The sequence below is a fragment of the Qipengyuania gaetbuli genome (genome assembly GCF_009827315.1).
Lineage (GTDB): Bacteria > Pseudomonadota > Alphaproteobacteria > Sphingomonadales > Sphingomonadaceae > Qipengyuania > Qipengyuania gaetbuli.
In genome coordinates, this window is the sequence record NZ_WTYF01000004.1 from 859,072 (window position 1) to 884,901 (window position 25,830).

Below are 25,830 nucleotides of genomic sequence, written 5' to 3' on the forward strand. Positions count from 1 at the left end.
TACCTTTTCGGCATTCCCGCTTTACCGATGGCTGAACGGTTCGGTTCCCCGCTTCCCTTGTTGCCGTTAAGCCGTTAGCCAGCCCGAAGCGAAATCAGGGGGACGAGAATGGGTATCCGCAAATTCCTGGCCGGCATGGCAATGGTCGTGATGGCGAGCAGCGCGTCGGCGCAGATGCTGCCCGTCCCCGACCGCCAGCCGGGCGAGGCGGAAGGTCCTTTCGAGACCCTCATCGTTTCCGGCGCGACCATGATCGAGGGATCGGGCGCCCCGCCCATGGGACCGGTCGATATCGTCATCGAAGGCAACCGTATTGCCGCGATCCACGGCGGCGGCGCGCCGGACGCGGTGAAGGCGGGTGCATCGCGAGTGCTCGATGCGCGCGGCATGACCGTCATGCCCGGATTCGTCGACGTCCACGGCCACAATGGCGACCCCGGCAAGGCTGCCCAGCCCTCCTATGGCTATCGCCTGTGGCTCGCCCACGGTGTCACCAGCGTGCGCGGAGTCTCGTTCTATTTCGGCCCAGGCCAGCCCGACCTGACCGATGCCCAGCGCAGCGCGGCGAACACCATCGTCGCGCCGCGCCTCTACCCCTACGCCGTGTTCGGCGACAAATGGGGCCGCCCCGCCCCCACGACCCAAGCCGGCGCGCGCGAATGGGTGCGCTGGGCCAAGGCGCAGGGCTTCTGGGGGATCAAGTTCTTCAACTCGCTGATGCCCGATGTCTTCGCCGCCGCGCTCGACGAGGCGGAAAAGCAGGGCATGGGCACGGTCGCCCACCTCGCCCAGCCGGGCGTGCAGCGCGTCAATGCGAAGAAGGCGGTTGAACTGGGCCTCGACGGTGTGACCCATTTCTACGGCCACTTCGAAAGCCTGCTCAGCGGCAATGCGCTGGTCCGCTATCCGGAAGGATACAATTATTTCGACGAGCAATCGCGCTTCGGCTGGGTCGCGCGGCTTGCCGACCAGGTGGTTGAGCCGGGCAGCGAGGAATGGGACGAATATATCGACTTCCTGGTCGAAAGCGGCGTGACGCTCAGCCCCACCTTCAACATCTATTCCGCCAGCCGCGACGTAATGGCGGCCAAGAACCGCGACTGGCACGCGCGTTATTCGCTGCCTTCGCTGATGGATTTCTACGCCCCCAGCGCAACCAATCACGGCAGCTATTACAAGGACTGGAGCACCGAGGACGAGGTCGCCTGGCGCAAGTTCTACCGTTACTGGTTCGACCTGACGGCGGAGTTCCACCGCCGCGGAGGGCGCGTCACGGCAGGCAGCGACCCGGGCTACATCTACCAGACCTGGGGCTTCGCCTATATCGGTGAGCTCGAAATGCTGCGCGAGGCGGGCCTTTCCCCGCTGGAGGTGATCCGCGCCGCGACCGTCTCGGGCGCGGAGGAAATCTACGAGCCGCGCGGGGAAGAACCGCCCATGGGCACGATCCAGGTCGGCAAGCTGGCCGATCTCGTCATCGTGCCGGGCAATCCGCTCGACAATCTGAAGCTGCTCTACGGCACCGGCCATACGAAGCTCAATTACGAGAGCGGAGAGATCGAGCAGGTCGGCGGCGTGCGCTGGACCATCAAGGACGGCGTGGTCTACGACGCGCCGAAACTGCTCGAAAGCGTGGCCGCCATGGTAGAAGCGCAGAAGGGGGCGCAACCTTCGGGCGAGTAGCGCTTGCAGCTTGCGGGCCGCGCGACTACCTCGCGGCCCGACATGGCACAGCCCCCCATCCTCAGCCTCGAAGGCATGGCCCTGCAGCAGGGCGGCAAATGGCTGTTCGGCGGTCCCGATCACGACCCGCTGGACCTCCACATCGGCCCGCGCGACCGGCTGGCGCTGATCGGCCGCAACGGCGTCGGCAAGACCACGCTCTTCCGCATGATCGACGGGCGCATCGAAACCGATGCGGGCACGCGCAAGGTGAAGCCGCACGCCAAGATCGTGCTGCTTGAACAGGACCCGGACCTCTCGGGTTACAAGACCCTGCTCGACTGGGCGCTCGCCGGCGAGCACGCGCCGCAGGAACACGAGGTGGAGGCCATCGCCGGCCAGCTCGGCATCGACATGAGCCGCGAGACCAAGGGAGCCAGCGGGGGCGAAAAACGCCGCGCCGCCATCGCCCGCGCGCTGGCGCAGGACCCCGACCTGCTGCTCATGGACGAGCCGACCAACCACCTCGACCTCGGCGCGATCGACTGGCTGGAAGGCTGGCTCGAACGCTATCGCGGCGCCTTCGTGGTCATTAGCCACGACCGCACCTTCTTGAAGCGCCTGACCCGCGCGACCATCTGGCTCGACCGCGGCATCCTGCGGCGCAAGGAAGTGGGCTTCGGCGGCTACGAAGCGTGGGAAGAACAGGTCTATGCCGAGGAAGCGCGCGCGGCGGAAAAGCTTGATGCCAAGCTGAAGATCGAGGCCCACTGGCTCGAACGGGGCGTGACCGCGCGGCGCAAGCGCAACCAGGGACGCCTCGAAAAGCTGTGGCAGATGCGCGCCCAGCGCGCCTCGATGATCGCCAGCGCAGGCACGGCCAAGCTCAAGCTCGCCACGGAAGAAGACTTCAAGTCGAAGTCGGTCATCGTCGCCGAGAACATCACGAAATCCTATGGTGATCGCCCGATCATCAAGCCTTTCTCGCTGCGCATCCAGCGCGGCGACCGGATCGGCATCGTCGGTGCGAACGGGGCCGGCAAGACCACGCTGCTCAAGATGCTGACCGGCGAAATGCAGCCCGACAGCGGCACCGTGGACATCGCCAAGACGCTGACCGGCGTGATGATCGACCAGCAGCGCCAACTGCTCGGCGAGGACAAGACCGTGCGGCAGGTTCTGGCCGAAGGTGGCGACTGGATCGACGTGCGGGGGTCGCGCAAACACGTGCAGGGCTATCTCAAGGAGTTCCTGTTCGACCCCAAGATCGTCGACATGAAGGTCGCGGTGCTGTCGGGCGGTGAACGCAGCCGCCTGCTGCTGGCCCGCGAATTCGCCAAGGCATCGAACCTCTTGGTGCTGGACGAGCCGACCAACGATCTCGACCTCGAAACGCTCGACCTGCTGCAGGAAGTGATTGCCGATTACGAAGGCACGGTCCTCATCGTCAGCCACGATCGCGACTTCCTCGACCGCACGGTCACGATCACGCTCGGCCTCGACGGGACCGGCAAGGTGGACGTGGTCGCGGGCGGTTACGAAGATTGGGAGGCCAAGCGCCGCCAGCCGGTGGCAGGCAAGGCGAAGAAGGAAGACAAGGCCCCTGCACCCACCCCTGCTCCGCCGCCGACAAAACCGACCAAGCTGTCGTACAAGGACCAGCGCGATTTCGAGCTGCTGCCTGCGCGGATAGAGGAACTGGAAGCGGCCATCGCCAAGGGCGAGACGATCCTGTCCGACCCCGATCTTTACACCTCCGACCCGCAGAAGTTCGCGACCATCAGCAAGGGCATCGAGAATGCCCGCGCCGAAAAGGACGCAGCGGAAGAACGCTGGCTGATGCTGGCGGAAATGGTCGAGGCGCTTTGAGCGCAGAGCGGCTGGCCGAAGAGATCGCCGCCTGCCGGCTGTGCGAGCGGCACCTGCCGCACGGTGTCCGGCCGGTGGCGAGTTTCTCCCCGACGGCAAGGCTGCTGATCATCGGGCAGGCGCCGGGTTCGAAGGTCCATGCAAGCGGCATCCCGTGGGACGATGCGAGCGGCGACCGCCTTCGCGAATGGACCGGCCTGACCCGCAAGCAGATGTACGATCCTGCGCAGGTCGCGCTCGTGCCGATGGGTTTCTGCTACCCAGGCAAGGCCAGCGGCGGGGACAATCCCCCGCGCCCCGAATGCGCGCCGCAATGGCACGACCGCGTGCTGGAGGTCTTGCCCGACGCCCGGCTGACCTTGCTCGTCGGCACTTATGCGCAGGCGCGTTACCTTCCCGAAACGCGCAAGCTCTCGCTGGCAGAGCGCGTTCGGAATTACCGCGACTATCTTCCGGAATATCTCCCCCTGCCCCACCCCTCGTGGCGCAGCACGATGTTCATGCGCGCCAATCCTTGGTTCGAGGCAGAGCTCGTGCCCGCCCTGCGCGAGGCTGTGGCTCAGCGGATCCGGTAGAAGCCCGCCACGCGGTCGAGCGCCAGCTTCAGCACCAGCTTCCCGCTGCGCACCGGCCAGCCGAGGCCCTTCTCCGCTTCGGGCAGGCTCTCGCAGCCGCAGACCACGCGCCACAGGACATCGGACAGGCCGCTGCCCGCTTCGGCCATCGCCCCGTCGAACCGCGCCTTGGCCGCGATCTGGCGCTCGGTTGGCGTCATGCCGTCACCGCCGCCGCCGTCCACGCGCACCGGATCCCAGCGCATGGTAACGCCAGGCGAAAGCTGGGCCCGCTCGTAATCTAGCCTCAGTCGCTCCCCGGCATCGAAGAGCCGGTCGTCCAGATGTCCCCGAGTATGGAGCCAGGAAAGAGGGCTCTCCGCGAGATTTACCGTTACGGTTCGTTTTACGGGCTTTTCCGAGCCTCGATCACAGACGCCGGTTTCCGTCAATTCTCGTTCGACCAGTTCGCGGGGCATCGGCAATCTCCTTTGTTCGGGGGAAGCCCTTGCAAAGTTCCGGTTAGTGTAGGAAAGAAGAAAAACCATTCCGGTTAAAGGAGAACCCGAGTGATCAACCGCATCCGCGATATCCGCAAGCAGAAGGGCTGGACGCTGGCCGACCTCGCCGAAGCCTGCGTGCCCCCGACCACCCCGCAGACGGTCGGACGCCTGGAAACCGGAATGCGCAACCTGTCGCTCAAGTGGATGGACCGGATCGCCGCCGCGCTGGAGGTGGAGCCCGAAGTGCTGGTGCGTTCGGAAAATGCCGAACACCCGCAAGTGGTCGCCAGCCTCGGTCGTGACGGGCCAGAAGCGCTGGAGACGACGCGCGATGCGATCCTTGCCACCGACCTCGGCGGCAGCGGTTCGCTGATGGTGCTGACGATCGATTATCCCCACGGCGAATACCGGCCTGGCGACCAGCTATGGCTACGACAGATCGCGCCCGAAGACGCCGCCCGCGCCGTCAACCGCGACGTGCTGGTACCGAAGAAGGCGGGCCGCTTCGCCTTCGGTCGGCTTATCGACCGGCAGGGCAGCCTCGTCGGCATCCTTCCGCCGGGACATGGCGAAAAGCAGCAGGTCGTCGATGGACCTGCCTGGATCGGGGTCGCCGAAATGCTGGTCCGCCGGCTGTGAGCGATACGCCGAAACGCCGGGTTCTCGTCCTTTCGACGCTCTGGCCGAACGAGGCGCACCCGCGCTTCGGTACTTTCGTCGCCCGCTCGATCGAGGCGCTCGCACGCGAAACCAGCTGGCAACCCGTGGTCATCAATCCCATCGGCCTGCCGCCCGTGGTCTTCGGCCGCTACAAGACCGTGCGCGATGCGGCGGTGAGCGGACCGGAAAAGGGCGTCGAGGTCCACCGGCCCGTTTTCCGCCTGCTGCCGAAAGTGGGCGGCAGGCTCAATCCCGCACTTATCGCCTCGTCCGTGATGCCGCTCGCCCGAACGCTCCATGAGGCGGCGCCCTTCGACCTGGTCGATGCACAGTTCTTCTACCCGGACGGACCGGCCGCCATGCGTATCGCGGGCGAGCTGGGCCTGCCCTTTTCGGTTAAGGCGCGCGGGGCGGACATCCATTACTGGGGCGCACGCAGCTATGGCCTCGCAGCGCTGCGCGAAACGGCGGACAAGGCGGCGGGCGTGCTCGCCGTGTCCGACGCGCTGGCAGACGACATGGCCGCGCTCGGAATGCAGCGCGAGAAGATCACGATCCACCGGACCGGCCTCGATCGCGACAGGTTCCGCCCCCTCGGCCATACACAGCTGCGCACGCGGCTGGCGGAGGAACTGGGCATACCCCTATCCAAGGACGACCAGTTGCTCGCCACGGTGGGCGCGCTGATCGAGCGCAAGGGACAGGCGCTGGTCATCAAGGCGCTGGGCGACTTGCCGGAGGCCCGCCTTCTGCTGGTCGGCAAAGGCGAGGACGAGGCGAGCCTGCGCGCCCTCGCCCGTTCGGAAGGCGTGACGGACCGCGTGCACTTCCTCGGCTCGCTCGACCACGATCTCTTGCCGCTGGTCCTGTCGGCGGCGGACGCGATGGTGCTGCCCTCTGCCAGCGAGGGCCTTGCCAACGCCTGGATCGAGGCGCTCGCCTGCGGCACGCCCATCGTCATCACCGATGCCGGCGGCGCACGCGAAGTGATCGATACGCCGGTTGCCGGCGTGATCGTCGCCCGCCGGACCGAGGCTGTGCGCGAAGGTATCCGGTTGGTATTGCAAAACAGGCGGCCACCCGAAGAGGTAGCCGCCTGCGTAAAGGAATACAGCTGGGAGGCGAACGGACGGGCGCTGGGCGCCCATTACGATCGCCTGTTCGAAGGTTAGACTTCGCCGCGAGCGACCTTTTCCTGCCGGTCGGCCACCGTTTCTTCGGGAACGAAGCTGTCCGAGGTCACGCCCATCCACACCAGCAGCGGCGCTGCCATGTAGACCGAGCTGTAGGTACCCACGAACAGGCCGAGCGTGATCGCGGCGGTGAGGCCGAACAGGCTCGCCGGGCCGACGAACAGCAGCGGCAGCAGCGCCAGCAGCAGCGTCAGCGAGGTCATCACGGTACGCGCCAGCGTCTCGTTGACCGACAGGTCTAGCAGTTCGGGGAGCGGCATCTTGCGATATTTCTTCAAATTCTCGCGGATGCGGTCGTAGACGACGATCGTATCGTTCAGCGAATAGCCGATGATGGCCAGGATTGCCGCGATGATCTGGAGGCTGAATTCCATCTGGAACAGCGCGAACATGCCCAGAGCCAGCGACACGTCGTGGAACAGCGCGAAGAGCGCACCCACGCCGAATTGCCATTCGAAGCGTATCCAGATGTAGAGCGCAACCGCCAGCATTGCGGCGACCAGCGCGAAGATCGCGTCCTCGCGGAATTCGCCCGAGACCTTGCCCGACACGTTGTCGTTCCCGTCCAGGCGGAAGTCGGGGTAATTGCCCTGCAGTTCGGCCACGACCTCGTTCGCGGCTGCCTGTGCGGCCTCGTTATCGGCCGCCACCTCGTCGGGCAGGCGGACACGGATCGAAACCTGGTTGTCCTCGCCGAAACGCTGGACCACCGGGCTCTGGTAGCCGAGGTTCTCGACATCCTCGCGCAGCTCCGCGACCGGCGCTTCCGCACGTTCGGTGAAAGTCGCGCGCACTTCGAGGCCGCCGGCGAAATCGACGCCGTAGTTTAGCCCCTTGGTGAAGACCATCGCCCAGCTTCCGGCGATCAGCAGGATGCTGACGATGAAGAAGGGAAAGCGCCACTTGAGGAACTTGATGTTGGTGTCGTCGGGGACGAGCTTGAGAAGTTTCATCGTCCGTTACCTCAAAGATTGATGTCGGTGGGGCGCGTCTTGCGCAGCCAGCCGGCAACCCACATGCGGGTGAGCGGCACAGCGGTGAACACGCTGGTGAAGAGACCCACCACGAGCACGACCGCGAAGCCCTTGATCGGGCCCGAACCGAAATTGAACAGCAGAACGCCGGCGATGAAGTTCGTGACGTTGGCGTCGTAAATCGCGCGGCTGGCTTCCTTGTAGCCGTTCTCCACCGCGGCCACGACCCGCCGCCCGCGCTTGCGTTCCTCGCGGATGCGTTCGTTGATCAGCACATTGGCGTCGACCGCCGCGCCGATGGTCAGCACGAAGCCGGCAAGGCCGGGCAAGGTCAGCGTCATGTTGAGCGCGGCCATGATGCCCAGCAGCATGAACACGTTGATGACCAGCGCCACGGTCGCATAGATGCCGAAGCGGCCGTAAGTCACGATCATCAGCCCCATCACCAGCAGCGTGCCGATGAGGATTGCGAACATGCCCTGCTTGATCGAATCGGCGCCGAGGTCGGGGCCGACGGTACGTTCCTCGACCACGCTGAGATCGACCGGCAGTGCGCCCGAACGCAGCTGGATGGCGAGGTTGTTCGCGCTTTCGACAGTGAAGCTGCCCGAAATCTGCGACTGGCCGTTCTGGATCGGTTCCTGCATCCGCGGGGCCGAGATAACCTCGCCGTCGAGGATGATCGCAAACTGGCGGCCGGTGTACTGCGTCGTCATGCGCGCAAAGCGGCGGCCGCCATCGGGGTTGAAGGTGATCGAGACGACCGGTTCGTTAGTGCGGGGGTCGAAGCTCTGCTGCGCGCTCGTCAACGTTTCGCCGTCGATGCCGCCGATACGCTGGACCACGACGCCGTTGGGGAAGCCTTCGCCTTCGGCATAGGGCACCACTTCGCCGCCCGCGACGAAGCCGCGCTGCACTTCTTCCGCGCTCGCCTGGCGTTCGACTAGCTTGAATTCGAGCTTGGCGGTCTTGCCGAGCAGTTCCTTGAGCTGTTCGGGATCCTGCAGGCCCGGCACCTGCACCACGATACGGGTGTCGCCCTGACGCAGGATGGTCGGTTCGCGCGTGCCAAGGCCGTCGATACGGATGCCGACGGTGCGCAGCGCGCCTTCCATCGCGGCATCGACCGCATTGTCGAGGCCCGCTTGGGTCGGCGTGAGGACGAACCGCTGACCGTCGACGACCTGGAGGTCCCATTCGCGCACCGGCCCGGTGCCATTCATGATGGTTTCGAGTTCAGCGCGCGCACGGTCCACTTCGGTCACGTCGTCGAGCAGGAAGCTCAGCTGGCCGTCGGCGGTCGAGACATCACCGATGCGGATGCGCGGTTCTGCGCGGCGCATGGCATTGCGGACGCTTTCTTCCAGGTCCTCGAGCCGCGTCGCGGCCACATCGGCGCGATCGGCTTCGAGCAGGATGTGGCTACCGCCGGCAAGGTCGAGGCCCAGATTGATCGTCGGCTCGGGAAGCTGCTCGGGCCAGTCGAGATTGGCGAGCGAGAAGAGGGAGGGCAGCGACAGGAGCATGCCGACGATGGCAACGCCCCACAGGAACGCTTTCCTCCAGGTTGGAAATTCGAGCATGGCTTGGATTATGCCTTTTGCCGGGTCAGTCGTTGGCGGGCTTGGTCGCAGTGCCCGAGAGCACTTCGCCGATGGTGTTGCGGACCGCGCGGACCTTCATCCCCTTGGCGAGTTCGACTTCGACGAACTGGTCTTCGACCTTGGTGATGCGGCCCACGAGACCGCCTGCGGTCACCACTTCGTCACCGCGCTTGAGCCCGGCGATCTTTTCCTGGTGCGCTTTCTGCTGGCGCATCTGCGGGCGGATCATCAGGAACCAGAAGACGGCGAAGATCGCCACCCACGGAAGGATCTGGAGCCACACGGGCGGCTGGGCTGCGGCGGAGCCGGCGGTGGCGAGAAGGTCGATCATGCGGGAATTGCCTGTGTCCGTTCGTAAGTTGATCCGTGCGAGGTAGGTCCGCTTTCGCCGCAATCAAGCAGCGACAGGCGCACCTCTCCCTCGATGTGGCGCGCAGCTAGCAGGATCGCGATTGCAGGGCAATGAATTGCCCGCGCTAGACGCTTGCCATGCACAGGAGCGGGGCCTATAGGGCCGCCTCCACTGGTATCGGGACGTGGCGCAGTCTGGTAGCGCACTATACTGGGGGTGTAGGGGTCGCTGGTTCGAATCCAGTCGTCCCGACCAGTGGTTTCAAGCCTTTAAGGAAGCCTCGCTCAACTCACTCGAAGGTGAGTGACGACCGAGTAAGCGCGCGCTTGAATTCCCACATTAAGAGACCGCAAGCTCGTTCGCTCGCACTTGCAGATCTTACAGGCACCCCTGACCTCGAACGATGGCTGGACTTGGGCCGTGACCGTATGGTTTGGATTTATCATCCCGAACGTTAAAAGGCGTCACCAAGATCTGATCGTTAGAAAATCGGGGTCATGTTGAGTTCGAGACATCTTCGCGCCACGCTGAGGGTGGCCGCCAATGGCAGCCTCATAGTAATCGCATTGATGCTCGCGGTGTCCTTTATACTGAAAGCCTATTCTGCAAATGAAAGCACCGATGTCAGGAAAACCGCCGCGCTGGGGATTTCCGATCGACGGGATGTAGCGATCTGGCGGGATGCCGGCCTCTCATCAAACGATCGATGCAGTGATATGATGGACGCTCTTGCGGATAGTTTCATCTCGAAAAATACGAACGACCTCGAAGGCGAACCTTTGAAACGCCGAATGGAGATGACAGAACAGCTTTGCTGGAATGAATGGAGAGAATTCGGTGAACTTCACAAGCCAGTGTTCACCGACGTTGTGGCCCAGAGCCGAATTGATCGCGCTTTTCGCGACTGCAAACTCGCCCTTCACGTTCAGGCCAAATTGGCGGGAACCCTCGCGGCAAGCTCGGTGGCAGCTGAGGATGATGACAACTCCCTCAGGAGTGCCGCAAACAGGTTCCGACAGGCTTCAGAACAGGCTTCAGCATGCAGGAGTGCCATGCTGACGCTTTAAGCGCGCTCCGGCGAACAAACCCTTCCTGCCCGTGCAACTTTACCGCTGCTCCGGATTAAAGTATCGTCTTCCCTGGAGGTCCTATGCCGAAATTCAACGCTAAAATAATGGCTTTCGCTGCAGCGACCGTCGTCATTGGCGGCATAAGTTTCGCACAGGAAAGGCCCAGCGCTGGCAGCGTGTCTCCTGCATCGATACCCTCCGATGCCGAGGGCGCCATGGCGCCTCCAAGCCAATGGAATTGCGATTTATACGTGCAGGAATACCGAGATTGGCTTGATGCAGGCAATCGATTTGCGGATTGGCAATACGCCGGAAAGTCCTATCGCGACGTCGACACTGGCGAGAAATATACGGCTGCTCAGTGGCGGCTTTGGTTATCAAAGGCCGATTGTCCTGGCGTAGTGTTCGCAAAGGATGAACTCGTCGTGCCGGTTATGCAGCAACTCATTTACGGCGTAGCTGCAGCTGGTGCTCCGGTAGTTGCAAGCCAAGTTGGAACCGCAAGTCCCGGCTGACTCATGCCGCAGTCTTGGCGCGAGCTTCGATCGCCTTCCTTAGAGCACCTTCCAAAGCGATTGCCACTCCAGAAGATTTCGTGCGCTTAGCGTGGATCGCTATGAGCCCGTACCGATCACCCATCGGGACAAGAAGCGGGGCACCGCTCCATCCTGGTTTCGTAGTGCAATCGTGTAACAAGACAATCGATCCGTGTCGCTGGCGCTTCGGGCGGCAGCCCACGTCCATTTGGAAGGTGCTATTTCCTCTTACTACAGGTCGGTAAGAGGCGAGAGCGGCGTTATTCCAATTGTAGGCCTTATTCCCTGCAAGCTTTAGCGGCACGCCTGGCGCGGCTCGATCCAGCCGGAGGACAGCCCAATCGATTGCGAAGCTTTCGTTCAGCTCGCGGCCCCGACCTCCCCTCTCGATCACCGAAAATGAACTCGTGAAGATTACCCTTCCTTCATTATCGCGCGTTTGGAATTCACAGTTTTCGGCTGGCAATTCCCGCCCTGTCGCACGACGGTAATTGAAGTGCGAAACGGCGAGAACCAAATCGCTTTTTTCCACGAGGCTGGCATTCGTCACGAAGGGCCCGCCCCTGCCTTTACAGACGATAGTTCCGATGGAGCCTTGTGCTGCCAAAGGCGCAAACACACTCTCGGCTGGTACCGCAGCTGCCAACGAAAAGAAGCAGCCAAGGCTGAGCGCGGCAGTGCGGGCAAGGTGCCAAGGTGATTTTGGTTTGAAGGAAGGATTGTGCATGCGCACACCTTGCCAACGCCCGGTAGACTAGTTCTGTAATTTGGGGTCCGCACAATCACTTAGTTGGCGTAAGCTGGGTGACCACTGTCAATTGCGCTCAGTCGTAAGCAACCGAGATCAAGATTTCGGCAGAATACACATCTTCCGGCAGACTTCCCTCTATGTCGATAGTCCCACCCACATAGACGACATCCCTGCCGTGCGCGTCGAGCCTTCCCCTCTCCCCGGTCGCATTCAGAAATTTGCTGTATGCCTGGATGTCCCGAACCGGGATCTTGGCACCTGACGCAAGCCCTTCCGCATCCACCTGCGAGGGGATCATTATACCGTAATGCCGTAGCGCCGCACCAGTTACCCGAAATCTGGCAGCGGATGATCCGCCGGACTGGGTGCTTTCGTTCGGGATTACAGTTCTAGTCGCAGCCGATGGGTGCTGGATTTTGCCGAAGTTGAGGTCCCTCTCAGCGCGAACTGACAGCGGCTCGATTACTTCAGCAGATGCTTTCCCTGAAGAAAACGCAGAGTTACCGGGCTCTGCGAGAGCCGCACTAGCGGAGCTCCACAGGAGGACAGCCAAGACCTCTCGGCAAAGCTTGCCGTATCGAGCGGGCATCGATCAATCTCCGCTAGCAAGCTTCGACATCTCCTGAATCGGCAGCGAGGACGATAAGGCGAAGCCGACACGATCGCCTTCGACCCAGCGAGCCGTCACGTTCTCGAAGTAGCGCCGCCCCACCTTGACCGTGGCCAGGCTTCCTCGTTCGATCCTGCCGTTAATTCGAACGCACAGACCCTTTTGCGCGAAATTGATGACTTCACCTTCATAGCGTTTTTCGCCCACGAACACGACTGCGGGCACGTTCAGATCGACCCGAACAGATCGGTAATTCTTGGGATTGAGCGCTACAGCGTCGGAGGGCTCCGTATTTTCCACGCCGAAACGATTGCCATCGATCCAGATGACCTTCGCTTCGCGAAATGCTTCGTCACCCCAGCGATATCGAACGCGCTGACCAACCGAGAAGGACTGGTCACTCTCGAAACCGGCTCCGTGCCCGGAAAAATCCTTCAAGAGGGCGATGATGGTACCGCTGTCGGTCTCCACGCAGGCAGGCATGAAAGTCCGGATCTTGCGGGTTGCATGACGGCGCTCCGTCAGCCCCCAGGAATGCTGCGGATCGGGGCGGAGCGAGAGGTTGGGCATCCCGTATGAGGATGACCGGTCGAGATGGCTTCGAACCAAAGACTGCTGCATTTTTGCTCTCCATCAGCGGCCAGGATCTTGCGATCCGAATGGAGACTGGATGTATGCGTAGCATCTCACTCGAAGCAGAACGCGGATATGCACCCAACTACGGAGTTCGCGTTAACTCCTTGTTTGTCATGCCGTGTTGACTGCTTGACGCCTCTTGCAGCCGATACACCTCGTATGGCGCCAATAGGAGGACGAGCGGACCCCTAGTTCCTGGCCAAGTAGGTGGGTTTGGAGGGAGTGGGGGCACCTCCAATCCATCTACGCATGTCGCCCGCGCCAATCCACTTCGCCGAGCGATGCGGGACCGAGTTTGTAAAAGCATAGAATGCGCGCGCTTGGGCATCCGCCATGCCCATCTCACGATAATAGGTCAGGTACCGCCGATTCTCCGGCGCATCCGCGGCGTAGTCATTCGGCTCTCGCCCGGTTTCATCGAGCCAACTATGCACCGCAAACTCAGCTCCGTCGGCAATCTCTTTGACCACTCCCGAGAGAAACAGGTCAACCGCTCCGGAGCGAACCGACCCTCGCCGAGGGACAAATGTCATCAGACCATGGGCACGGATCAAGCGCCCCAGTTTGAGATTTGCCGTATCATCTCGCGTCCCAGGGCATTCAACCATATCTATCTGGGTTAATTGCGGATGCCGACGCATCATGACCTGAAACAGTGCAGGGGTTGTCGTGTCGGTTTCGCCGACCAAGGCGACACGGAATCGATCAATAACGCGGAAAGGGCCGTAGGTTGCGATAGCCTTCGAATAGTCGCGCTCGCTCCGGTCGATCGGATGGGCCTGGCGGAGAGGAAAATTGGATGGGCTTGCCGCCTCAAGGACGGGCGAGTTTCGGATGGGGCGCCACGATTGCGGAGCAGCAGCCTTCGACGTTCGTGCGGGAATGCCAGGGTTCAGCACCACTGACCAACGCAAGGTGGTTGTCGTTCGCGACTCGATCCAAGTGGATACCTCGGCAACTGGGGAAGTTGCTTTTTCGGCCCCCTTGCCAAGAAACACATTGGCGTTTTCGAAAGACACAAAAGCCAAGTGGTCGGCCACACGCCAGCCCGAAGAGGCATCAGCAACAGGCTCTGACGACTGTGCAGAAACGGACCCGCCCATGAGGCATCCAACGAGGACACAAAGTGGCGCAACGAGTCGAAGCATGGGCCCCGTTTCGCCAGCCGCCCCTCTCTCACGCGTAAATCTTCATGGTTAAGGACCGTTAGGGGATCGCAAATTTGACGCGAACATGGGTGGTAAATATCTGCAATACCAACCGAATTTTCCATCTCCTAGTAGTGACTACCGATTTAATCGTTAACCTTTGCGAAATTCATGTCGGCTCTTCGGACGGGTGCTTACGTTGCATTTTCCGGCAAAGTGTCACCCTCGGTTTTAGGGCAGCGACTTCCTGCAATTACTCTTTCTACAAGCGGTGATCGAGGGCTCCACTCGTGGCTGAAGGGGGGCTTCGACACGCACTCCCTTCATTAGAAATTAATCATATTTCTTAATTGCGCGGAAGATCGAAGAGCGGTAAGAAAGTTTCAGAAAGCTGATTGCGTAATGGGCTTTATTAAGGTTGTCCTTGATCCGTCAGGGTCAGCGTAGCGACCCCTAGCGCAGCTTTTGAGCCTCGAAAATTTTGGTCTTATATTAATTACATGCTATTAAACGTGCACTGCCGCCGGCCAAAGAATGCCGGGGCTGAAGGGGTCGGTCATGCGCGATGGAATCCTGAAGGATGTTCTCCGTTCGATTAGCCAGGGCGTGCTCATCGCAGACGTCGATCGGAAGATAACCGATGCGAATGATGCCTTCACAGCCATCACCGGATACAGCCTGCGGGAAATCATCGGCGGCAGATGCGATTTTCTTCAGGGCCCGGAAACCAGCGAAGAAACAATTGCGGCAATTAAGGCGGCCCTGGCTGAACGCAAAGAATTTTCAGGAGAAATCCTGAACTACAAGAAATGTGGTACCCCATTTTGGAATGACCTCTCGATTTCTCCGACGTTCGACGAAGCAGGAGAACTGACAGGGTACATTGGCATAACCCGCGACCTGACGGCCTACAAAGACTTGGAAGGTACTTTGCAGGACTATGCAAAGACCAACGAATGGATCTTTGACCGTGCAGGCGCGGGCATGGTCATTCATGCGCCCGACGGAAAAATTCTCGCAATGAACCCGGCGGCAAAAGCTATCCTGCACATTTCGGATGACCCGACCGGTGAAGATACCACGTCGGAGCGATGGTATTTCGTCCGCGAGGACGGATCCCGCATGCCCGAAGCGGAGTTCCCATTCGTTGTCGTGATGCGAATGAAAACAGCGGTTCGCGATATGATTCTCGGCAGCAGGGTTGCGGAAACAGGAGCAACGGTGTGGCTGCGATGTGATGGTTATCCCGAGTTCGACCCGCAAGGAAAAGTGGATCGGGTACTCATCACATTTAGCGACATTTCGAAAATCCGCAGCCTGCAACTCAAGGCTGAGCGAGACCGCGAGCGTTTCGCTCTCGCTTCCGTGGCATCGAACACCATCGTCTTCGATTGGCAGATAAAGTCAGGCGACTTCTGGGCGAGCGACACATACTCCGTGATGTTCGGTATTGCACCTCCGTCCAAACGAACTCTTGATATAATCCCTGATTATGTTCTGGAGGAAGACAGGCAGAAGTATCAGAACGAGCTTCTCGCTGCGATCGGCGAACACCAAGGTTTCCTGGTCAGGAACTTCCGGTATCGGCGACCGACAGGCGATGTGGGGTATGCCCGTTCCGAATATCTCCTGCACTACAACAAGTCAGGGGATCTTCACCGCATAGTAGGGTCGAAAAGCGACCTCACCGAAGATTATCAAAGAACAATGCAGCTGCGGCGGTCCGAAGAGCGATTCCAGCGGCTTGCAAAGCTTTCCAATGACGTTGTCTGGGAGGTTGATCTCGAAACCGAGGAGCTATGGCTGGCGCCGGAGTGGCGCGAACGTCTCGGGCTTTCATCGGATCTGAAGATATCGAGTCTAAACGACTGGCTCGACATCATCGTTCCTGAAGACCAGCCACGCATCCGCAAGCAGTGGTTCGAAGCGCTACATAGCACCGCACGTCGCAGGTACGCGGAGTATCGAGTCCGCGGCTCCTCCGGTTATGTGATCATTGAGGACCATTCCGCCATCATGCGGGACGACGATCAGAACGCTGTGAAGGTCGTCGGGTATCTTCGCGACGTGACGGCTCTTCGCAGCCAGGAGGAGCGGGACAGGCAAAGCGAGCGGCTTGAAGCTCTTGGCAAATTGACCGGCGGTGTAGCGCACGACTTCAACAACATGCTCATGGTCATATTGGGCAATGCAGAGATGCTGGGCGAGGATCTGCAAGACCCGGAGCTGCATTCGATGGTCGAACTCATTCTGACCGCGGCTAGCAATGGCGCCGAACTTACAAGCCGGCTTCTGTCATTTTCCCGTAAGCAGCCCATGCTGCCGCAGCCGATCGTTCTGCGCGATCATCTGGATAAAACGCGGAAACTCATCCGCCATGGCCTTACAGAAAATATCGAACTGGAGGTCGAACTACCGAAAAATCCGGTCTCGGTCGAAGTCGATCCCAGCCAATTGGACAATGCCCTCATCAACTTGGCGATCAATGCGCGGGATGCGATGCCGACGGGTGGCAAGGTCTCCTTGAGCGTCACTCGCAAGGTCGTATCGCGGAATGACACGGTCAATTCCATCGGGCTTGAGCCCGGTCGCTATGTCGTCATCAGTGTTAGCGATACGGGCCAAGGTATAGCCGACGACGATCTTTCGCACGTTCTCGAACCCTTTTTTACGACCAAGCCGGTCGGCGAAGGCAGCGGCCTTGGTCTGAGCATGGTTTACGGGTTCGCGAAGCAGTCGGGCGGCGACCTGTCCATTGAGAGCGAAGTCGGAAAAGGCACCAAGGTAAGCATAATTCTTCCCGAGCTATTGGCCAAATCGAGCCCTACGGTAGTCGGGCAAGACGATCGAGCACCCGCGGACTTGACCACGGTTCTGGTCGTGGAAGATGAAGAGCCGGTGCGCGAGAGCGTGATAAGACGACTAGAAAAATTCGGGCTTCATGCAATTGGAGCTGAAAACGCGGACCATGCGCTCGAGCTGGCGAGCGAAGGTATCGATTTCGATGTCCTGCTGACAGATGTCGTGATGCCGGGCACAATGGATGGCTTCGATCTGGCCGAAGCACTCAGGATGTCGCTCAAAGAGCTGAAGATCATCTTCACGTCCGGTTATCCGCCGGGGCCTGTTTGGGCGCAGAAATTCAGGGTTGGCACGGACTGCTTTCTACAAAAGCCCTACACCAAGGACCAGCTGCTCAAGGCATTGATGGAAGTACAGGCAGGCAATGCCAATGCAGCGAAACGAAGGGAAAACTGACGCCAATGACCACAGACTAGTCGCTGAACGAAGCCTGCTCATACAACCTGGTCAGTTCGGTAGCATTCCGGGTGTTCGTTTTTTTCAGTATGTTGGCTCTGTGAACCTCCACGGTTCTGTGGCTAAGTCCTAGAACCAGTGCTACTTCCTTGCTGCTCTTTCCTTCGGCCGTGAGTGCCGCAACTTCCCGTTCGCGCGGCGTCAAATTCTCTAGCGATTTCTTGCTTTCCGTCGCCAGCCGCAGTTTGAACCGCAGGCCGCGCGACGCAATAACTCTTTCATTTATCCGCTCGGCAATGGCTTTCATCGTGCTGGGTTTCTCGATCAGGTCGACGGCGCCCTCTGACATAACATCGACTGCAAGCTTAAGATCGGCATGCGACGTGAAGATGAGAACCGGCATCCCTCGATGGTTGCTTGGAATGGCTTTCAATGTATCCAGCCCATCGATCTGAGGCATCCTGAAATCCAAGAGGCAACAATCGAAATGTTCGCTTTCGAGGCTCTCTAGAAAATCCTTCCCACTGCAGAAGGGCCTGCAGGAAAAGCCAAGCCTCGATAGACCCCGAACCAGGGTCTGCCTCACAGCCGCTTCGTCATCGACTATTGCGACGTGATAGCCTCCGGCTGCCTTGTCGGGACCGCCGTCCCCTTGTTCAGCTTCGCAAACGTTAGCCGGAGGCTGATAGGACATCGCGAACGCAGATGCCTCTTCAGACATCAGCGGCTTGGAAACCCAGAAGCCTTGCAGGGCACTGCAACCCATGGCTTCCAGTGCAAGCGCAGTTTCCTCGTCCTCAACCCCCTCGGCCGTGCAACTCATGCCAGCGCTCGAGCCCATCTGGATTGCTGCGCGCACAACGCTGAGCGCGATTGGATCCTCGAGCATTCTCGATACAAACTCGCGATCAATCTTGATTTCCGAGAACGGGAAACTCGAAAGCTGCTGGAGGGAGGAAAAGCCCACTCCGAAATCATCGATCGCTACACCGAAGCCTTTGGTTCGAAGCTTCGTGATTTTCCGCAAGATATCCAATCGTCGCGGCAGGTTCTGATGCTCGGTAATTTCGAAGACGAACTGTTCGGGTTCGAGCCCGCTGTCCAAGGCGTAAGCACATACCTGGTCGACCAGGTCGATATTCGAAATCGTATCCGGCTCAAAATTGATCGCCAAGCTCTGGTCCGAGGCCAAGTTTTCGATCGACCAATCAATTGCCTTTCGGCTGAGTTGCCAAGTGGCATCGTCCGACCTTCCGGCCATCTTGAGGCGCCCCAAGAGTTCCTCCGCTCCGAGCGCGCTTCCATCAGCCTTGTCCAATCTAGCTAGTACCTCGTAGCCGACAATACGCCGGCTGCCTGCAGCGATCTTGGGCTGGAACGCAGGACAAAGATTTTCGAACAAGGAATCAACGTCGAATTGGGGCTCAGGATCAGCCTTTGAAAAAACGGGCGTTTCCCATAGTGTGGGTCTGACCTTTCCTTCCCCTTCAAGAAGGCGCTTAAGGTCGTTTTGACCGAACGGCTTAGGCAATACGCCGGAAATCAGCCCTTCGCTGCCGCCCAGCACCCGCCGACCGGCCTCGAGCATGGAGCGACCGCCTCCACTCATCAGGAAAATTCGGCCGTCAAAATTCTTCTCAAACAATTGCTCGATAACATCGATGCCGTCCAATCTGGGCATTTGCATATCGACAATCACATCGACGTCCCGGCCTCCTGCAATGGCAGCAGCAACGAAAGCTGTTGGGTCGGAGAAATAGGCGGCGGATTTGCCGAGGCGAGCGGCAAACTTCGCGATCAAGGCGCCGCAGTCCGGATCGTCATCAAGAATTAATAGAGAAGTCATTCGACCACCCGAAACCGCCCTCGGTGGAAAGGTATGCTTTCGCGTTGGTCTGTTTGCAAGAGCCTAGAAGCACGTCTCGATCCGTTCGAGAAAATCTCAAAAGGGCCCAAGTGAGCAGCGGACTGCCGAGCCCAATCGATCACGAATTGCTTACTCGTGCTCGCCTCGTCCGTCTCACTCGCATGTGGGCCAAATGTTTGCACCTGACAGCGGCCTCGCACCAGTTTTACCGAGATCGGGATGTACGACGCGCTGGCTTGCCGCTCACGACCTGATTGCGGATGCAAGCGAGGTTACTCATCGGCATAAGAAATTGAATGCAATTCAGCCCGTCCTACAGATAGAAATTTCCGCGAAACCCGGACCTTAGAGATGGCGCGGTAGACGGCACCTTGAGCCATCAGAGCTGGGTTTTTTGACGGTGAAATGCGGATATTCGGTGATGATAGGTGAAGCGGCGTAGAACCACGTTAACCAAAATTTCTCGGGCCTGGTTCAACAGGTGGAGGCTTATCGAGTACCAATAAGTGACAACAGACGTCGGCGAAATGATTGTGGAAAGAGCTAGTGCGAACTGGCTCCATGCTGATGTCCCCCCGCGCATCGCAGAAGTTGCCGACCGTCAGCGAGAGAATTTACTCACCCTGGCGACTTCCTTGCTCGCCTTGGGCAAGTCAGAGTCCGAGGTCGTAGAGCTGATCGAGCGCGCGGCGGAGAGCTTCAATAGCGAACTTCAAAATCTAATGTGAGATGGACATCAAAATGAGCAATTGTGGAGTTCTTTCAATTGCAAAGCCTTCCGACGAATATGGTCGGCAAAAGGCGCTCGAACGCCTCCAGATCCTAGACTCTCCATCCGAGAAACCGTTCGAAGAGATAACAAAATTGGTCTCGATGACGTTGGGCGTACCAATCTGCGCCGTTTCTCTCCTGGATGAGGATCGCCAGTGGTTCAAGTCATCGCAAGGGCTGGGCATTCAGCAAACCTGCCGCTCTGCGGCAATTTGCGATCATGCCATTAAAGCAGACGCGCCTTTTATTGTTGAGGATGCAACGCTCGATGCTCGCTTTGCAAAAAACCCTTTCGTCACCGGCGAGCCCTACATAAGGGCTTATGCCGGTATCCCGCTACGCATGCCTGACGGTTACTTAATCGGGACCCTTTGCGCGATCGATAAAAAACCGCGCGCGTTTTCAAATGCTGAGATCGCTGTCCTGGCTAATTTTGCGCGATTGGTTGTCGGCGAAATTGAACTGCGCGAGGCCGCTTCTGTCGACGCGTTGACCAGAATTGCATCGCGCCAAGCTTGGCGCACAGCGACCGAGAAGGCTCTCGCACAGGGCAAGCGCGACGGAACCCCTACTGCACTATTGCTGTTCGATCTGGACCACTTCAAGACCATCAATGATACGCATGGTCATCTGGTAGGCGACCTAGTGCTCAGAGCCGCAGCGGCCACCGTCCAAAAAACGATCCGACGGAGTGATATTTTCGGAAGAGTGGGCGGCGAGGAATTTGCAATCACCTTGCCGGATACGGACTTGTCGAAGGCTGGTCTGATCGCAGAGAAAGTACGTCATGCTGTTCAGCGGTTGCGATTTGAGGAGGTCTCGGGCCTCGAATGTACGATAAGTGTGGGAGGGGCAATCTACGATCCAGGCTCGGATATCTCGGAGTGGATAGCGGCAGCTGACAAACGTCTGTATCTTGCGAAGAACGGTGGCCGCAACCGCGTGGAGATGGCCGATCGCGCAGTAAAGCGCGTCCCGCAGGCAAACTTAGCATAGGTCTACGAGTGGCTACTGTCCCCGCATCAGAAATTCATAACCACCTGGTCGACTCGAAATCGGCCCTTCCGCTTTAGAATCGGCCCTTCCGCTTTAGGAAGCGGCCGCCTCGATCTCAGATCTCTGTTCCCCCAGCGAGCACTAGGGTATCTTCGATATCGACACCGAGTTACCTGACACTGTTCTCGATCTTGGAATAACCAATCAACATCTTGACTGCGCTCAGGTTGCCTGTTCCCTGATAGATAATCGAAGCCTTCGTTCGTCGCATCGAGTGCGTCCCGTATTCCTCTCGACGAAGTCCTATGGCTGTCTCCCACTCGCCGACGCGGACGCTTTCGGGCGCGTTATTCGCCTCAAGCTATGAGGAATTGTCCGGGCGGATACGGTCACAAACACACTATAGGTGCGCTTCGATCGCGCATTGCGCTTGGAATGCGATCGGCCTGCTGGCACCGCGCCAGCGAGCTGCCACCGACCAGCACAGTAGATGCGGTAGGGACGGCAAGGGTTGGAAATGCGCGTTTCGTCCGGTGCTCCAGGCACCTTCACCTTGTCTCGCGAAACCGCCGAAATGCCTGTAATTCATCGAATGGGCTAGCAGCGATCACCGACGAGCTTCGCTCCGATTTCCTATATGTGCCGATATGGTTATTTTTCTCACGAAGGAGAAACCAAATGGCACTTATCGAATCGCTTATCGGCCCCATCGCCTCGATCATCGACAAGATCATCCCCGACAAGGAAGCCCGTGCGAAGGCGAAGCTCGAACTGCTCGCGCTGGAAGGCACGCATGAACTCAAGTCCATCGAAGCCCGCCTTTCCGCCATCGTCGCCGAAGCCAATTCGGCCGATCCGTGGACCAGCCGCGCGCGGCCCAGCTTCCTCTACGTGATGTATGCGATCATCCTGTTCGTCATCCCCATGGGGATGCTGGCCGCCTTCTCGCCGCAGGCGGCAGGCGACATCGGCGACGGCATCACGCGTTACCTGCGCGGCTTGCCGGACGAGCTCTACGCGCTCTTCGGCACGGGCTATCTCGGTTATACCGCCGCGCGCCAGTGGGGGAAGGCCAAGGGGGTGGAACGGTAATTCCGCCAGGAGTGTGTTCCATCCGTTCCATCCTGTAGGGACCGGCGGGACGCAATCCGGCTTTTGCCTTGCGTCCCGACTGGGCTAGGACGGGCCTCATGACCGACACCGTCTTCGTCCTCAACGGCCCCAATCTCAACCTGCTCGGCACGCGCGAGCCGGAGATCTACGGCTCCGACACGCTGGCCGATATCGAGGCGAGCCTCGTCGAACAGGCGCGCGGCCTAGGGCTTGCAGTCGACTTCCGCCAGACCAACCACGAGGGCGTGCTGGTCGACTGGCTCCACGAAGCGCGGGCCAGCGGCGCGAAGGCGGTGCTTCTCAATGCCGGCGCCTACACCCACACCTCGATTGCGCTGCTCGATGCGATCCGCGCAATCGGAGTGCCGGTGATCGAGGTTCACCTGTCCGATCCTGCCCGGCGCGAGGCTTTCCGGCACGTTTCCTACGTGGGGATGGCCGCCGTCGACGAGGTGAAAGGGCTGGGTGCGCGCAGCTATGCCGTAGCGTTGGACAAGGCCGCCGCGCTGTAAACAGCTTGCCCCCTCCCCCTTGTCAGTTTGATGACAGACGCGCATAGGCCCGTTCAAACAATCTCAGGGATACCCATGTCCGACCACAAGTCCTCCGCCGGCAAATCCGGCATGAACGTCGATACCGCGCTGGTCCGCGAACTCGCGGAAATGCTCGGTGAAACGGGCCTCGTCGAAATCGAGGTCGAAGACGGCGACCGCAAGATTCGCGTTTCGCGCGGCGGCGGCATTGCTATGGCGGCAGCCCCCGCCCCGATGATGGCCGCAGCGCCTTCCGCAGCACCCGCAGCAGCCGCACCTGCCCCCGAAGCGGCTCCCGCAGCCGCGGCCGAAGGCGCGATCAAGTCGCCCATGGTCGGCACGGTCTATCTCGCTCCCGAACCGGGTGCGAAGGACTTCGTATCGGTCGGCGACAGCGTGAAGGAAGGCCAGACCCTCGTCATCGTGGAGGCGATGAAGGTCATGAACCCGATCACCGCCGACAAGGCCGGGACGGTCAAGGCGATTCTCGTCGAGAACGCCCAGCCGGTCGAATTCGACCAGCCGCTGATCGTCATCGGCTGAGGCAGGCCATGACGATTTCGCGTATCCTCATCGCCAATCGCGGCGAAATCGCGCTGCGCATCCACCGCGCAGCGCATGAAATGGGCATCGAGACGGTTGCGGTGCACTCCACCGCCGACGCCGATGCCATGCATGTGCGCCTTGCTGACCATGCCGTGTGCATCGGCCCGCCTGCAGCCACCGACAGCTATCTCAACATCGCCAACATCATCTCTGCCGCAGAGGTGAGCCACGCCGATGCGATCCACCCGGGCTATGGCTTCCTTTCGGAGAACGCCAAGTTCGCCGAGATCGTCGAAGCGCACGACATCAAGTGGATCGGCCCCAAGCCCGAACACATCCGCACGATGGGCGACAAGGTCGAGGCCAAGCGCACCGCCGGCAAGCTCGGCCTGCCGCTGGTGCCCGGTTCCGACGGTGCCGTTTCCGAAATCGAGGAAGCGCGCGCGATCGCGGCCGAGATCGGCTATCCGGTCATCATCAAGGCGGCGAGCGGCGGCGGCGGCCGCGGCATGAAGGTCTGTGAAAGCGAAGACCAGCTCGAGACGCTGATGCAGCAGGCCGGCAGTGAGGCGAAGGCCGCCTTCGGCGACGCCACGGTCTATATCGAGAAATATCTCGGCAATCCGCGCCACATCGAATTCCAGGTCTTCGGCGACGGTGAAGGCAATGCCATCCACCTCGGCGAACGCGACTGCTCGCTCCAGCGCCGCCACCAGAAGGTGCTCGAAGAAGCGCCCTCGCCCGTGATCAGCCACGAAGAGCGCATGCGGATGGGCGAAATCTGCGCCTCGGCCATGCGCGACATGGGTTATCGCGGTGCTGGTACGATCGAGTTCCTGTGGGAAAACGGCGAGTTCTACTTCATCGAGATGAACACCCGCCTGCAGGTCGAGCACCCCGTCACCGAAGCGATCACCGGCGTCGATCTCGTGCGCGAACAGATACGCATCGCGGCGGGTCATCCGCTGTCGGTCTCGCAGGACGAGATCGAGTTCCACGGCCACGCCATCGAGTGCCGCATCAATGCCGAGGATCCCTGGACCTTCGCGCCCAGCCCCGGCCAGGTGAGCTATTATCACGCGGCAGGCGGCATGCACGTTCGCGTCGATAGCGGCCTTTACGCCGGCTACCGAATCCCGCCCTATTACGACAGCATGATCGCCAAGCTGATCGTCTACGGCCGCACGCGCCAAGGCTGCATGATGCGCCTCAAGCGCGCGCTGGAAGAGATGGTCGTCGAAGGCGTGAAGACCAACATCCCGCTCCACCAGGAATTGCTGCTGCAGGACGACGTGAAGAGCGGCGACTACTCGATCAAGTGGCTCGAGGAATGGCTGAAGGAGCGCGAGGGCTGAGCGATCCGCGCCGGTCCGGGCAAATCGAGCCGCGTCGCCTGACGGCCTGGACCGCGCTGGCCAATTTGTTTCTCGACACTGAGCACACCGAGGAAATCCGCCACTGCCTTGCGCGTGACTTGCGCGAGACGGGCTATTCGCTTGCCGAGCTGGAAGCGATCCTGCGCAATGAAATCGCGCCGGTATTCGGCGGCAATCTCCTGTCGATGGCCGGCGAGTGGGCCTTGTGGGGCGAGGACGAGATCGAGCCGATCATGCGCCGCGATTTCCTAGGGCGCTCGCGGCTGACGTTCGGACAATGGCTCAAGGGGCGGCTGGCCTATCCGCTAGCAGCGACCGAATGGAACCGGATCGCGGGCATCATTGCTCATGATGAGCCTAGTCGAAATTGAATCCGGCCGCCTTGGCTTCGGCGATGATCTCTTCGCCGGTCATGCGCGGATGCTCGCCTGACACGCAGGCCCAGCTTGCCGCCTCGTCGACGAATATCTCCTTTTCGATCTCCGCGCCGCTGGCATCGTCGAACAGTCCGGCAGAAAAACTGCGGTTCCCGGTCGGCAGGAACTTGAACCACAGGTTAGACCCGCAGGTCTTGCAGAACGCGCGTTCGGCCCAGGCGCTGGACTGGTAGACGGCGATCTGATCCTCGCCGTGGATCGTGAAACCGCTCCCCGACAGGGCGCTGTAGAACGCCCCGCCCCAGCGGCGGCACATGGAACACTGGCAGATTTCGACCTGCCCCGCAGGCTCGTCCAGTTCGATCCGGACGGCCGAGCAGAGGCAGCGTCCCTCGATCATCCCAGCGGGACACCCGGCTCGTTCTTGCTGGTGCGGATCGTCAGAGAAGTCTTCACGCTTGCCACATTGGGTGCAGGCGTCAGCTTGCTGGTCAGGAATTCCTGGAAGCTCTGCAGGTCGCGGCTGACGATCTTGATGATGAAATCGATCTCGCCATTGAGCATGTGGACCTCGCGCACTTCGGGTAGGTCCTTCATCGCGCTTTCGAATTCGCGCAGCGCGTCTTCCGCCTGGCTCTTCAGGCTGACCATGGCGAAGACCGTGATCGAGAAGCCCAGCTTCGAAGGATCAAGCTCCGCGTGGTAGCCGCGAATCACGCCTTCTTCCTCCAGCGCACGCACGCGGCGCAGGCACGGCGGGGCGGTCAGACCGACGCGGTGCGCCAGTTCCACATTGGTGATTCTGCCCTCGTCCTGCAGTTCGGAAAGCAGACGACGATCGATTTCGTCGAGATTCGCCATGAAATATCCT

The 25,830-nt window shown here is 60.3% G+C and carries 26 protein-coding genes, 1 tRNA gene and 1 pseudogene; 16 read left to right on the forward strand and 12 right to left on the reverse strand.

Translation table 11 applies throughout. From position 1 onward, the window contains the following. Positions 1-108: 108 nt before the first annotated feature. From GRI42_RS06575 to GRI42_RS06585, 3 genes are read left to right on the forward strand one after another with little or no spacing between them, the layout of a single operon-like run. Positions 109-1,683 carry an amidohydrolase family protein gene (locus GRI42_RS06575; RefSeq protein ID WP_160607513.1) on the forward strand — a complete coding sequence of 525 codons (1,575 nt, stop codon included), beginning with the start codon at positions 109-111 and terminating at the stop codon, positions 1,681-1,683. 42 nt (positions 1,684-1,725) lie between these two features. After that, positions 1,726-3,531, forward strand: a complete 1,806-nt coding sequence (locus tag GRI42_RS06580; RefSeq protein ID WP_160607514.1) for an ABC-F family ATP-binding cassette domain-containing protein — start codon at positions 1,726-1,728, stop codon at positions 3,529-3,531. Continuing rightward, positions 3,528-4,106 carry a uracil-DNA glycosylase family protein gene (locus GRI42_RS06585; protein WP_170290005.1) on the forward strand — a complete coding sequence of 193 codons (579 nt, stop codon included), beginning with the start codon at positions 3,528-3,530 and terminating at the stop codon, positions 4,104-4,106. The genes GRI42_RS06580 and GRI42_RS06585 overlap by 4 nt, the downstream gene beginning before the upstream one ends. On the opposite strand, the gene GRI42_RS06590 is transcribed toward GRI42_RS06585, so the two are convergent. Beyond that, positions 4,091-4,564 (reverse strand): DUF6456 domain-containing protein, encoded by a 474-nt coding sequence (locus GRI42_RS06590; protein WP_160607515.1) that lies wholly within the window; start codon positions 4,562-4,564, stop codon positions 4,091-4,093. The genes GRI42_RS06585 and GRI42_RS06590 overlap by 16 nt on opposite strands. 90 nt (positions 4,565-4,654) lie before the next feature. Here GRI42_RS06590 and GRI42_RS06595 point away from each other — a divergent pair, with 90 nt between their 5' ends. Both GRI42_RS06595 and GRI42_RS06600 read left to right on the forward strand, forming a co-directional pair. After that, a complete protein-coding gene (locus GRI42_RS06595) occupies positions 4,655-5,227 on the forward strand; it encodes a helix-turn-helix transcriptional regulator (protein ID WP_160607516.1) in 573 nt (190 codons plus the stop codon). Then, positions 5,224-6,420: a glycosyltransferase gene (locus tag GRI42_RS06600; protein WP_160607517.1), complete on the forward strand. Its 1,197-nt coding sequence runs from the start codon at positions 5,224-5,226 to the stop codon at positions 6,418-6,420. The genes GRI42_RS06595 and GRI42_RS06600 overlap by 4 nt, the downstream gene beginning before the upstream one ends. Here the strand turns inward: GRI42_RS06600 and secF are convergent. From secF to yajC, 3 genes are read right to left on the reverse strand one after another with little or no spacing between them, the layout of a single operon-like run. Continuing rightward, positions 6,417-7,394, reverse strand: a complete 978-nt coding sequence (gene secF, locus GRI42_RS06605) for a protein translocase subunit SecF (RefSeq protein ID WP_160607518.1) — start codon at positions 7,392-7,394, stop codon at positions 6,417-6,419. The genes GRI42_RS06600 and secF overlap by 4 nt on opposite strands. A gap of 11 nt (positions 7,395-7,405) precedes the next feature. After that, positions 7,406-8,998 carry a protein translocase subunit SecD gene (gene secD, locus GRI42_RS06610; protein ID WP_160607519.1) on the reverse strand — a complete coding sequence of 531 codons (1,593 nt, stop codon included), beginning with the start codon at positions 8,996-8,998 and terminating at the stop codon, positions 7,406-7,408. A 25-nt stretch (positions 8,999-9,023) separates the two neighbouring features. Next, positions 9,024-9,350 (reverse strand): preprotein translocase subunit YajC, encoded by a 327-nt coding sequence (gene yajC, locus GRI42_RS06615; protein ID WP_160607520.1) that lies wholly within the window; start codon positions 9,348-9,350, stop codon positions 9,024-9,026. Between the two features lie 199 nt (positions 9,351-9,549). Between yajC and GRI42_RS06620 the strand changes: the two genes are divergently transcribed. From GRI42_RS06620 to GRI42_RS06630, 3 genes are all read left to right on the forward strand, one after another. Next, a tRNA-Pro gene (locus tag GRI42_RS06620) sits at positions 9,550-9,626 on the forward strand. A gap of 242 nt (positions 9,627-9,868) precedes the next feature. Next, complete coding sequence (locus GRI42_RS06625; protein WP_234033878.1) at positions 9,869-10,438, forward strand: hypothetical protein; 570 nt, start codon at positions 9,869-9,871, stop codon at positions 10,436-10,438. Between the two features lie 83 nt (positions 10,439-10,521). Further along, on the forward strand, positions 10,522-10,956 hold the full coding sequence (locus GRI42_RS06630; RefSeq protein ID WP_160607522.1) for a hypothetical protein: 435 nt from the start codon (positions 10,522-10,524) through the stop codon (positions 10,954-10,956). A 1-nt stretch (position 10,957) separates the two neighbouring features. Here GRI42_RS06630 and GRI42_RS06635 read toward each other — a convergent pair whose 3' ends face one another. The 4 genes from GRI42_RS06635 to GRI42_RS06650 all read right to left on the reverse strand — a co-directional run bounded on the left by GRI42_RS06635 (position 10,958) and on the right by GRI42_RS06650 (position 14,077). Beyond that, positions 10,958-11,704, reverse strand: coding sequence for a trypsin-like peptidase domain-containing protein (locus GRI42_RS06635; protein WP_160607523.1), 747 nt, complete (start codon positions 11,702-11,704; stop codon positions 10,958-10,960). Positions 11,705-11,801: 97 nt separating this feature from the next. After that, the gene (locus GRI42_RS06640; protein WP_234033880.1) at positions 11,802-12,317 is read right to left on the reverse strand and encodes a DUF4402 domain-containing protein; all 516 of its coding nucleotides are present in this window, start codon (positions 12,315-12,317) and stop codon (positions 11,802-11,804) included. Between the two features lie 3 nt (positions 12,318-12,320). Next, entirely contained in the window at positions 12,321-12,959 is a 639-nt protein-coding gene (locus GRI42_RS06645; RefSeq protein WP_160607525.1) for a PilZ domain-containing protein, read from the reverse strand. A gap of 203 nt (positions 12,960-13,162) precedes the next feature. Next, positions 13,163-14,077 carry a hypothetical protein gene (locus GRI42_RS06650; RefSeq protein WP_160607526.1) on the reverse strand — a complete coding sequence of 305 codons (915 nt, stop codon included), beginning with the start codon at positions 14,075-14,077 and terminating at the stop codon, positions 13,163-13,165. Between the two features lie 603 nt (positions 14,078-14,680). Here GRI42_RS06650 and GRI42_RS06655 point away from each other — a divergent pair. Next, entirely contained in the window at positions 14,681-17,380 is a 2,700-nt protein-coding gene (locus GRI42_RS06655) for a hybrid sensor histidine kinase/response regulator (RefSeq protein ID WP_160607527.1), read from the forward strand. 16 nt (positions 17,381-17,396) lie between these two features. Here the strand turns inward: GRI42_RS06655 and GRI42_RS14135 are convergent, their stop codons facing one another. Beyond that, complete coding sequence (locus GRI42_RS14135; RefSeq protein WP_160607528.1) at positions 17,397-19,226, reverse strand: EAL domain-containing protein; 1,830 nt, start codon at positions 19,224-19,226, stop codon at positions 17,397-17,399. A gap of 527 nt (positions 19,227-19,753) precedes the next feature. On the opposite strand from GRI42_RS14135, the gene GRI42_RS06665 reads away from it, so the two are divergent. Both GRI42_RS06665 and GRI42_RS06670 read left to right on the forward strand, forming a co-directional pair. Next, positions 19,754-19,975, forward strand: a complete 222-nt coding sequence (locus GRI42_RS06665) for a hypothetical protein (protein ID WP_160607529.1) — start codon at positions 19,754-19,756, stop codon at positions 19,973-19,975. 1 nt (position 19,976) lies between these two features. Further along, on the forward strand, positions 19,977-21,014 hold the full coding sequence (locus tag GRI42_RS06670; protein WP_160607530.1) for a sensor domain-containing diguanylate cyclase: 1,038 nt from the start codon (positions 19,977-19,979) through the stop codon (positions 21,012-21,014). Between the two features lie 169 nt (positions 21,015-21,183). Here the strand turns inward: GRI42_RS06670 and GRI42_RS13965 are convergent. Further along, positions 21,184-21,342 (reverse strand): annotated as a pseudogene (locus tag GRI42_RS13965) (integrase); the annotation flags it as partial. Positions 21,343-21,692: 350 nt separating this feature from the next. On the opposite strand from GRI42_RS13965, the gene GRI42_RS06680 reads away from it, so the two are divergent. From GRI42_RS06680 to GRI42_RS06700, 5 genes are all read left to right on the forward strand, one after another. Further along, entirely contained in the window at positions 21,693-22,106 is a 414-nt protein-coding gene (locus GRI42_RS06680) for a holin family protein (protein ID WP_160607531.1), read from the forward strand. Between the two features lie 98 nt (positions 22,107-22,204). Beyond that, positions 22,205-22,639, forward strand: a complete 435-nt coding sequence (locus GRI42_RS06685; protein WP_160607532.1) for a type II 3-dehydroquinate dehydratase — start codon at positions 22,205-22,207, stop codon at positions 22,637-22,639. 75 nt (positions 22,640-22,714) lie between these two features. After that, entirely contained in the window at positions 22,715-23,203 is a 489-nt protein-coding gene (accB, locus tag GRI42_RS06690) for an acetyl-CoA carboxylase biotin carboxyl carrier protein (RefSeq protein WP_160607533.1), read from the forward strand. A gap of 8 nt (positions 23,204-23,211) precedes the next feature. Beyond that, positions 23,212-24,561, forward strand: coding sequence for an acetyl-CoA carboxylase biotin carboxylase subunit (accC, locus tag GRI42_RS06695; RefSeq protein ID WP_160607534.1), 1,350 nt, complete (start codon positions 23,212-23,214; stop codon positions 24,559-24,561). Then, positions 24,537-24,953 carry a DUF7079 family protein gene (locus GRI42_RS06700; protein ID WP_160607535.1) on the forward strand — a complete coding sequence of 139 codons (417 nt, stop codon included), beginning with the start codon at positions 24,537-24,539 and terminating at the stop codon, positions 24,951-24,953. The genes accC and GRI42_RS06700 overlap by 25 nt, the downstream gene beginning before the upstream one ends. On the opposite strand, the gene GRI42_RS06705 is transcribed toward GRI42_RS06700, so the two are convergent. Next, positions 24,940-25,359 (reverse strand): GFA family protein, encoded by a 420-nt coding sequence (locus GRI42_RS06705; protein WP_160607536.1) that lies wholly within the window; start codon positions 25,357-25,359, stop codon positions 24,940-24,942. The genes GRI42_RS06700 and GRI42_RS06705 overlap by 14 nt on opposite strands. After that, positions 25,356-25,820, reverse strand: coding sequence for an Lrp/AsnC family transcriptional regulator (locus GRI42_RS06710; RefSeq protein ID WP_160607537.1), 465 nt, complete (start codon positions 25,818-25,820; stop codon positions 25,356-25,358). Before GRI42_RS06710 ends, GRI42_RS06705 begins: the two co-directional genes overlap by 4 nt. Positions 25,821-25,830 lie beyond the last annotated feature (10 nt).

Bases quoted from the DNA above. Each gene is read 5' to 3' on its own strand.
- yajC (WP_160607520.1), bottom strand. From the start codon at position 9,350: ATGATCGACCTTCTCGCCACCGCCGGCTCCGCCGCAGCCCAGCCGCCC.
- GRI42_RS06580 (WP_160607514.1), top strand. From the start codon at position 1,726: ATGGCACAGCCCCCCATCCTCAGCCTCGAAGGCATGGCCCTGCAGCAG.
- GRI42_RS06625 (WP_234033878.1), top strand. From the start codon at position 9,869: ATGTTGAGTTCGAGACATCTTCGCGCCACGCTGAGGGTGGCCGCCAAT.
- GRI42_RS06630 (WP_160607522.1), top strand. From the start codon at position 10,522: ATGCCGAAATTCAACGCTAAAATAATGGCTTTCGCTGCAGCGACCGTC.
- GRI42_RS06575 (WP_160607513.1), top strand. From the start codon at position 109: ATGGGTATCCGCAAATTCCTGGCCGGCATGGCAATGGTCGTGATGGCG.
- secF (WP_160607518.1), bottom strand. From the start codon at position 7,394: ATGAAACTTCTCAAGCTCGTCCCCGACGACACCAACATCAAGTTCCTC.
- GRI42_RS14135 (WP_160607528.1), bottom strand. From the start codon at position 19,226: ATGACTTCTCTATTAATTCTTGATGACGATCCGGACTGCGGCGCCTTG.
- GRI42_RS06635 (WP_160607523.1), bottom strand. From the start codon at position 11,704: ATGCACAATCCTTCCTTCAAACCAAAATCACCTTGGCACCTTGCCCGC.
- GRI42_RS06650 (WP_160607526.1), bottom strand. From the start codon at position 14,077: ATGGGCGGGTCCGTTTCTGCACAGTCGTCAGAGCCTGTTGCTGATGCC.
- GRI42_RS06685 (WP_160607532.1), top strand. From the start codon at position 22,205: ATGACCGACACCGTCTTCGTCCTCAACGGCCCCAATCTCAACCTGCTC.
- GRI42_RS06710 (WP_160607537.1), bottom strand. From the start codon at position 25,820: ATGGCGAATCTCGACGAAATCGATCGTCGTCTGCTTTCCGAACTGCAG.
- secD (WP_160607519.1), bottom strand. From the start codon at position 8,998: ATGCTCGAATTTCCAACCTGGAGGAAAGCGTTCCTGTGGGGCGTTGCC.
- GRI42_RS06655 (WP_160607527.1), top strand. From the start codon at position 14,681: ATGCGCGATGGAATCCTGAAGGATGTTCTCCGTTCGATTAGCCAGGGC.
- accC (WP_160607534.1), top strand. From the start codon at position 23,212: ATGACGATTTCGCGTATCCTCATCGCCAATCGCGGCGAAATCGCGCTG.
- GRI42_RS06705 (WP_160607536.1), bottom strand. From the start codon at position 25,359: ATGATCGAGGGACGCTGCCTCTGCTCGGCCGTCCGGATCGAACTGGAC.
- GRI42_RS06645 (WP_160607525.1), bottom strand. From the start codon at position 12,959: ATGCAGCAGTCTTTGGTTCGAAGCCATCTCGACCGGTCATCCTCATAC.
- GRI42_RS06590 (WP_160607515.1), bottom strand. From the start codon at position 4,564: ATGCCCCGCGAACTGGTCGAACGAGAATTGACGGAAACCGGCGTCTGT.
- GRI42_RS06700 (WP_160607535.1), top strand. From the start codon at position 24,537: ATGGCTGAAGGAGCGCGAGGGCTGAGCGATCCGCGCCGGTCCGGGCAA.
- GRI42_RS06640 (WP_234033880.1), bottom strand. From the start codon at position 12,317: ATGCCCGCTCGATACGGCAAGCTTTGCCGAGAGGTCTTGGCTGTCCTC.
- GRI42_RS06680 (WP_160607531.1), top strand. From the start codon at position 21,693: ATGGCACTTATCGAATCGCTTATCGGCCCCATCGCCTCGATCATCGAC.
- GRI42_RS06670 (WP_160607530.1), top strand. From the start codon at position 19,977: ATGGACATCAAAATGAGCAATTGTGGAGTTCTTTCAATTGCAAAGCCT.
- accB (WP_160607533.1), top strand. From the start codon at position 22,715: ATGTCCGACCACAAGTCCTCCGCCGGCAAATCCGGCATGAACGTCGAT.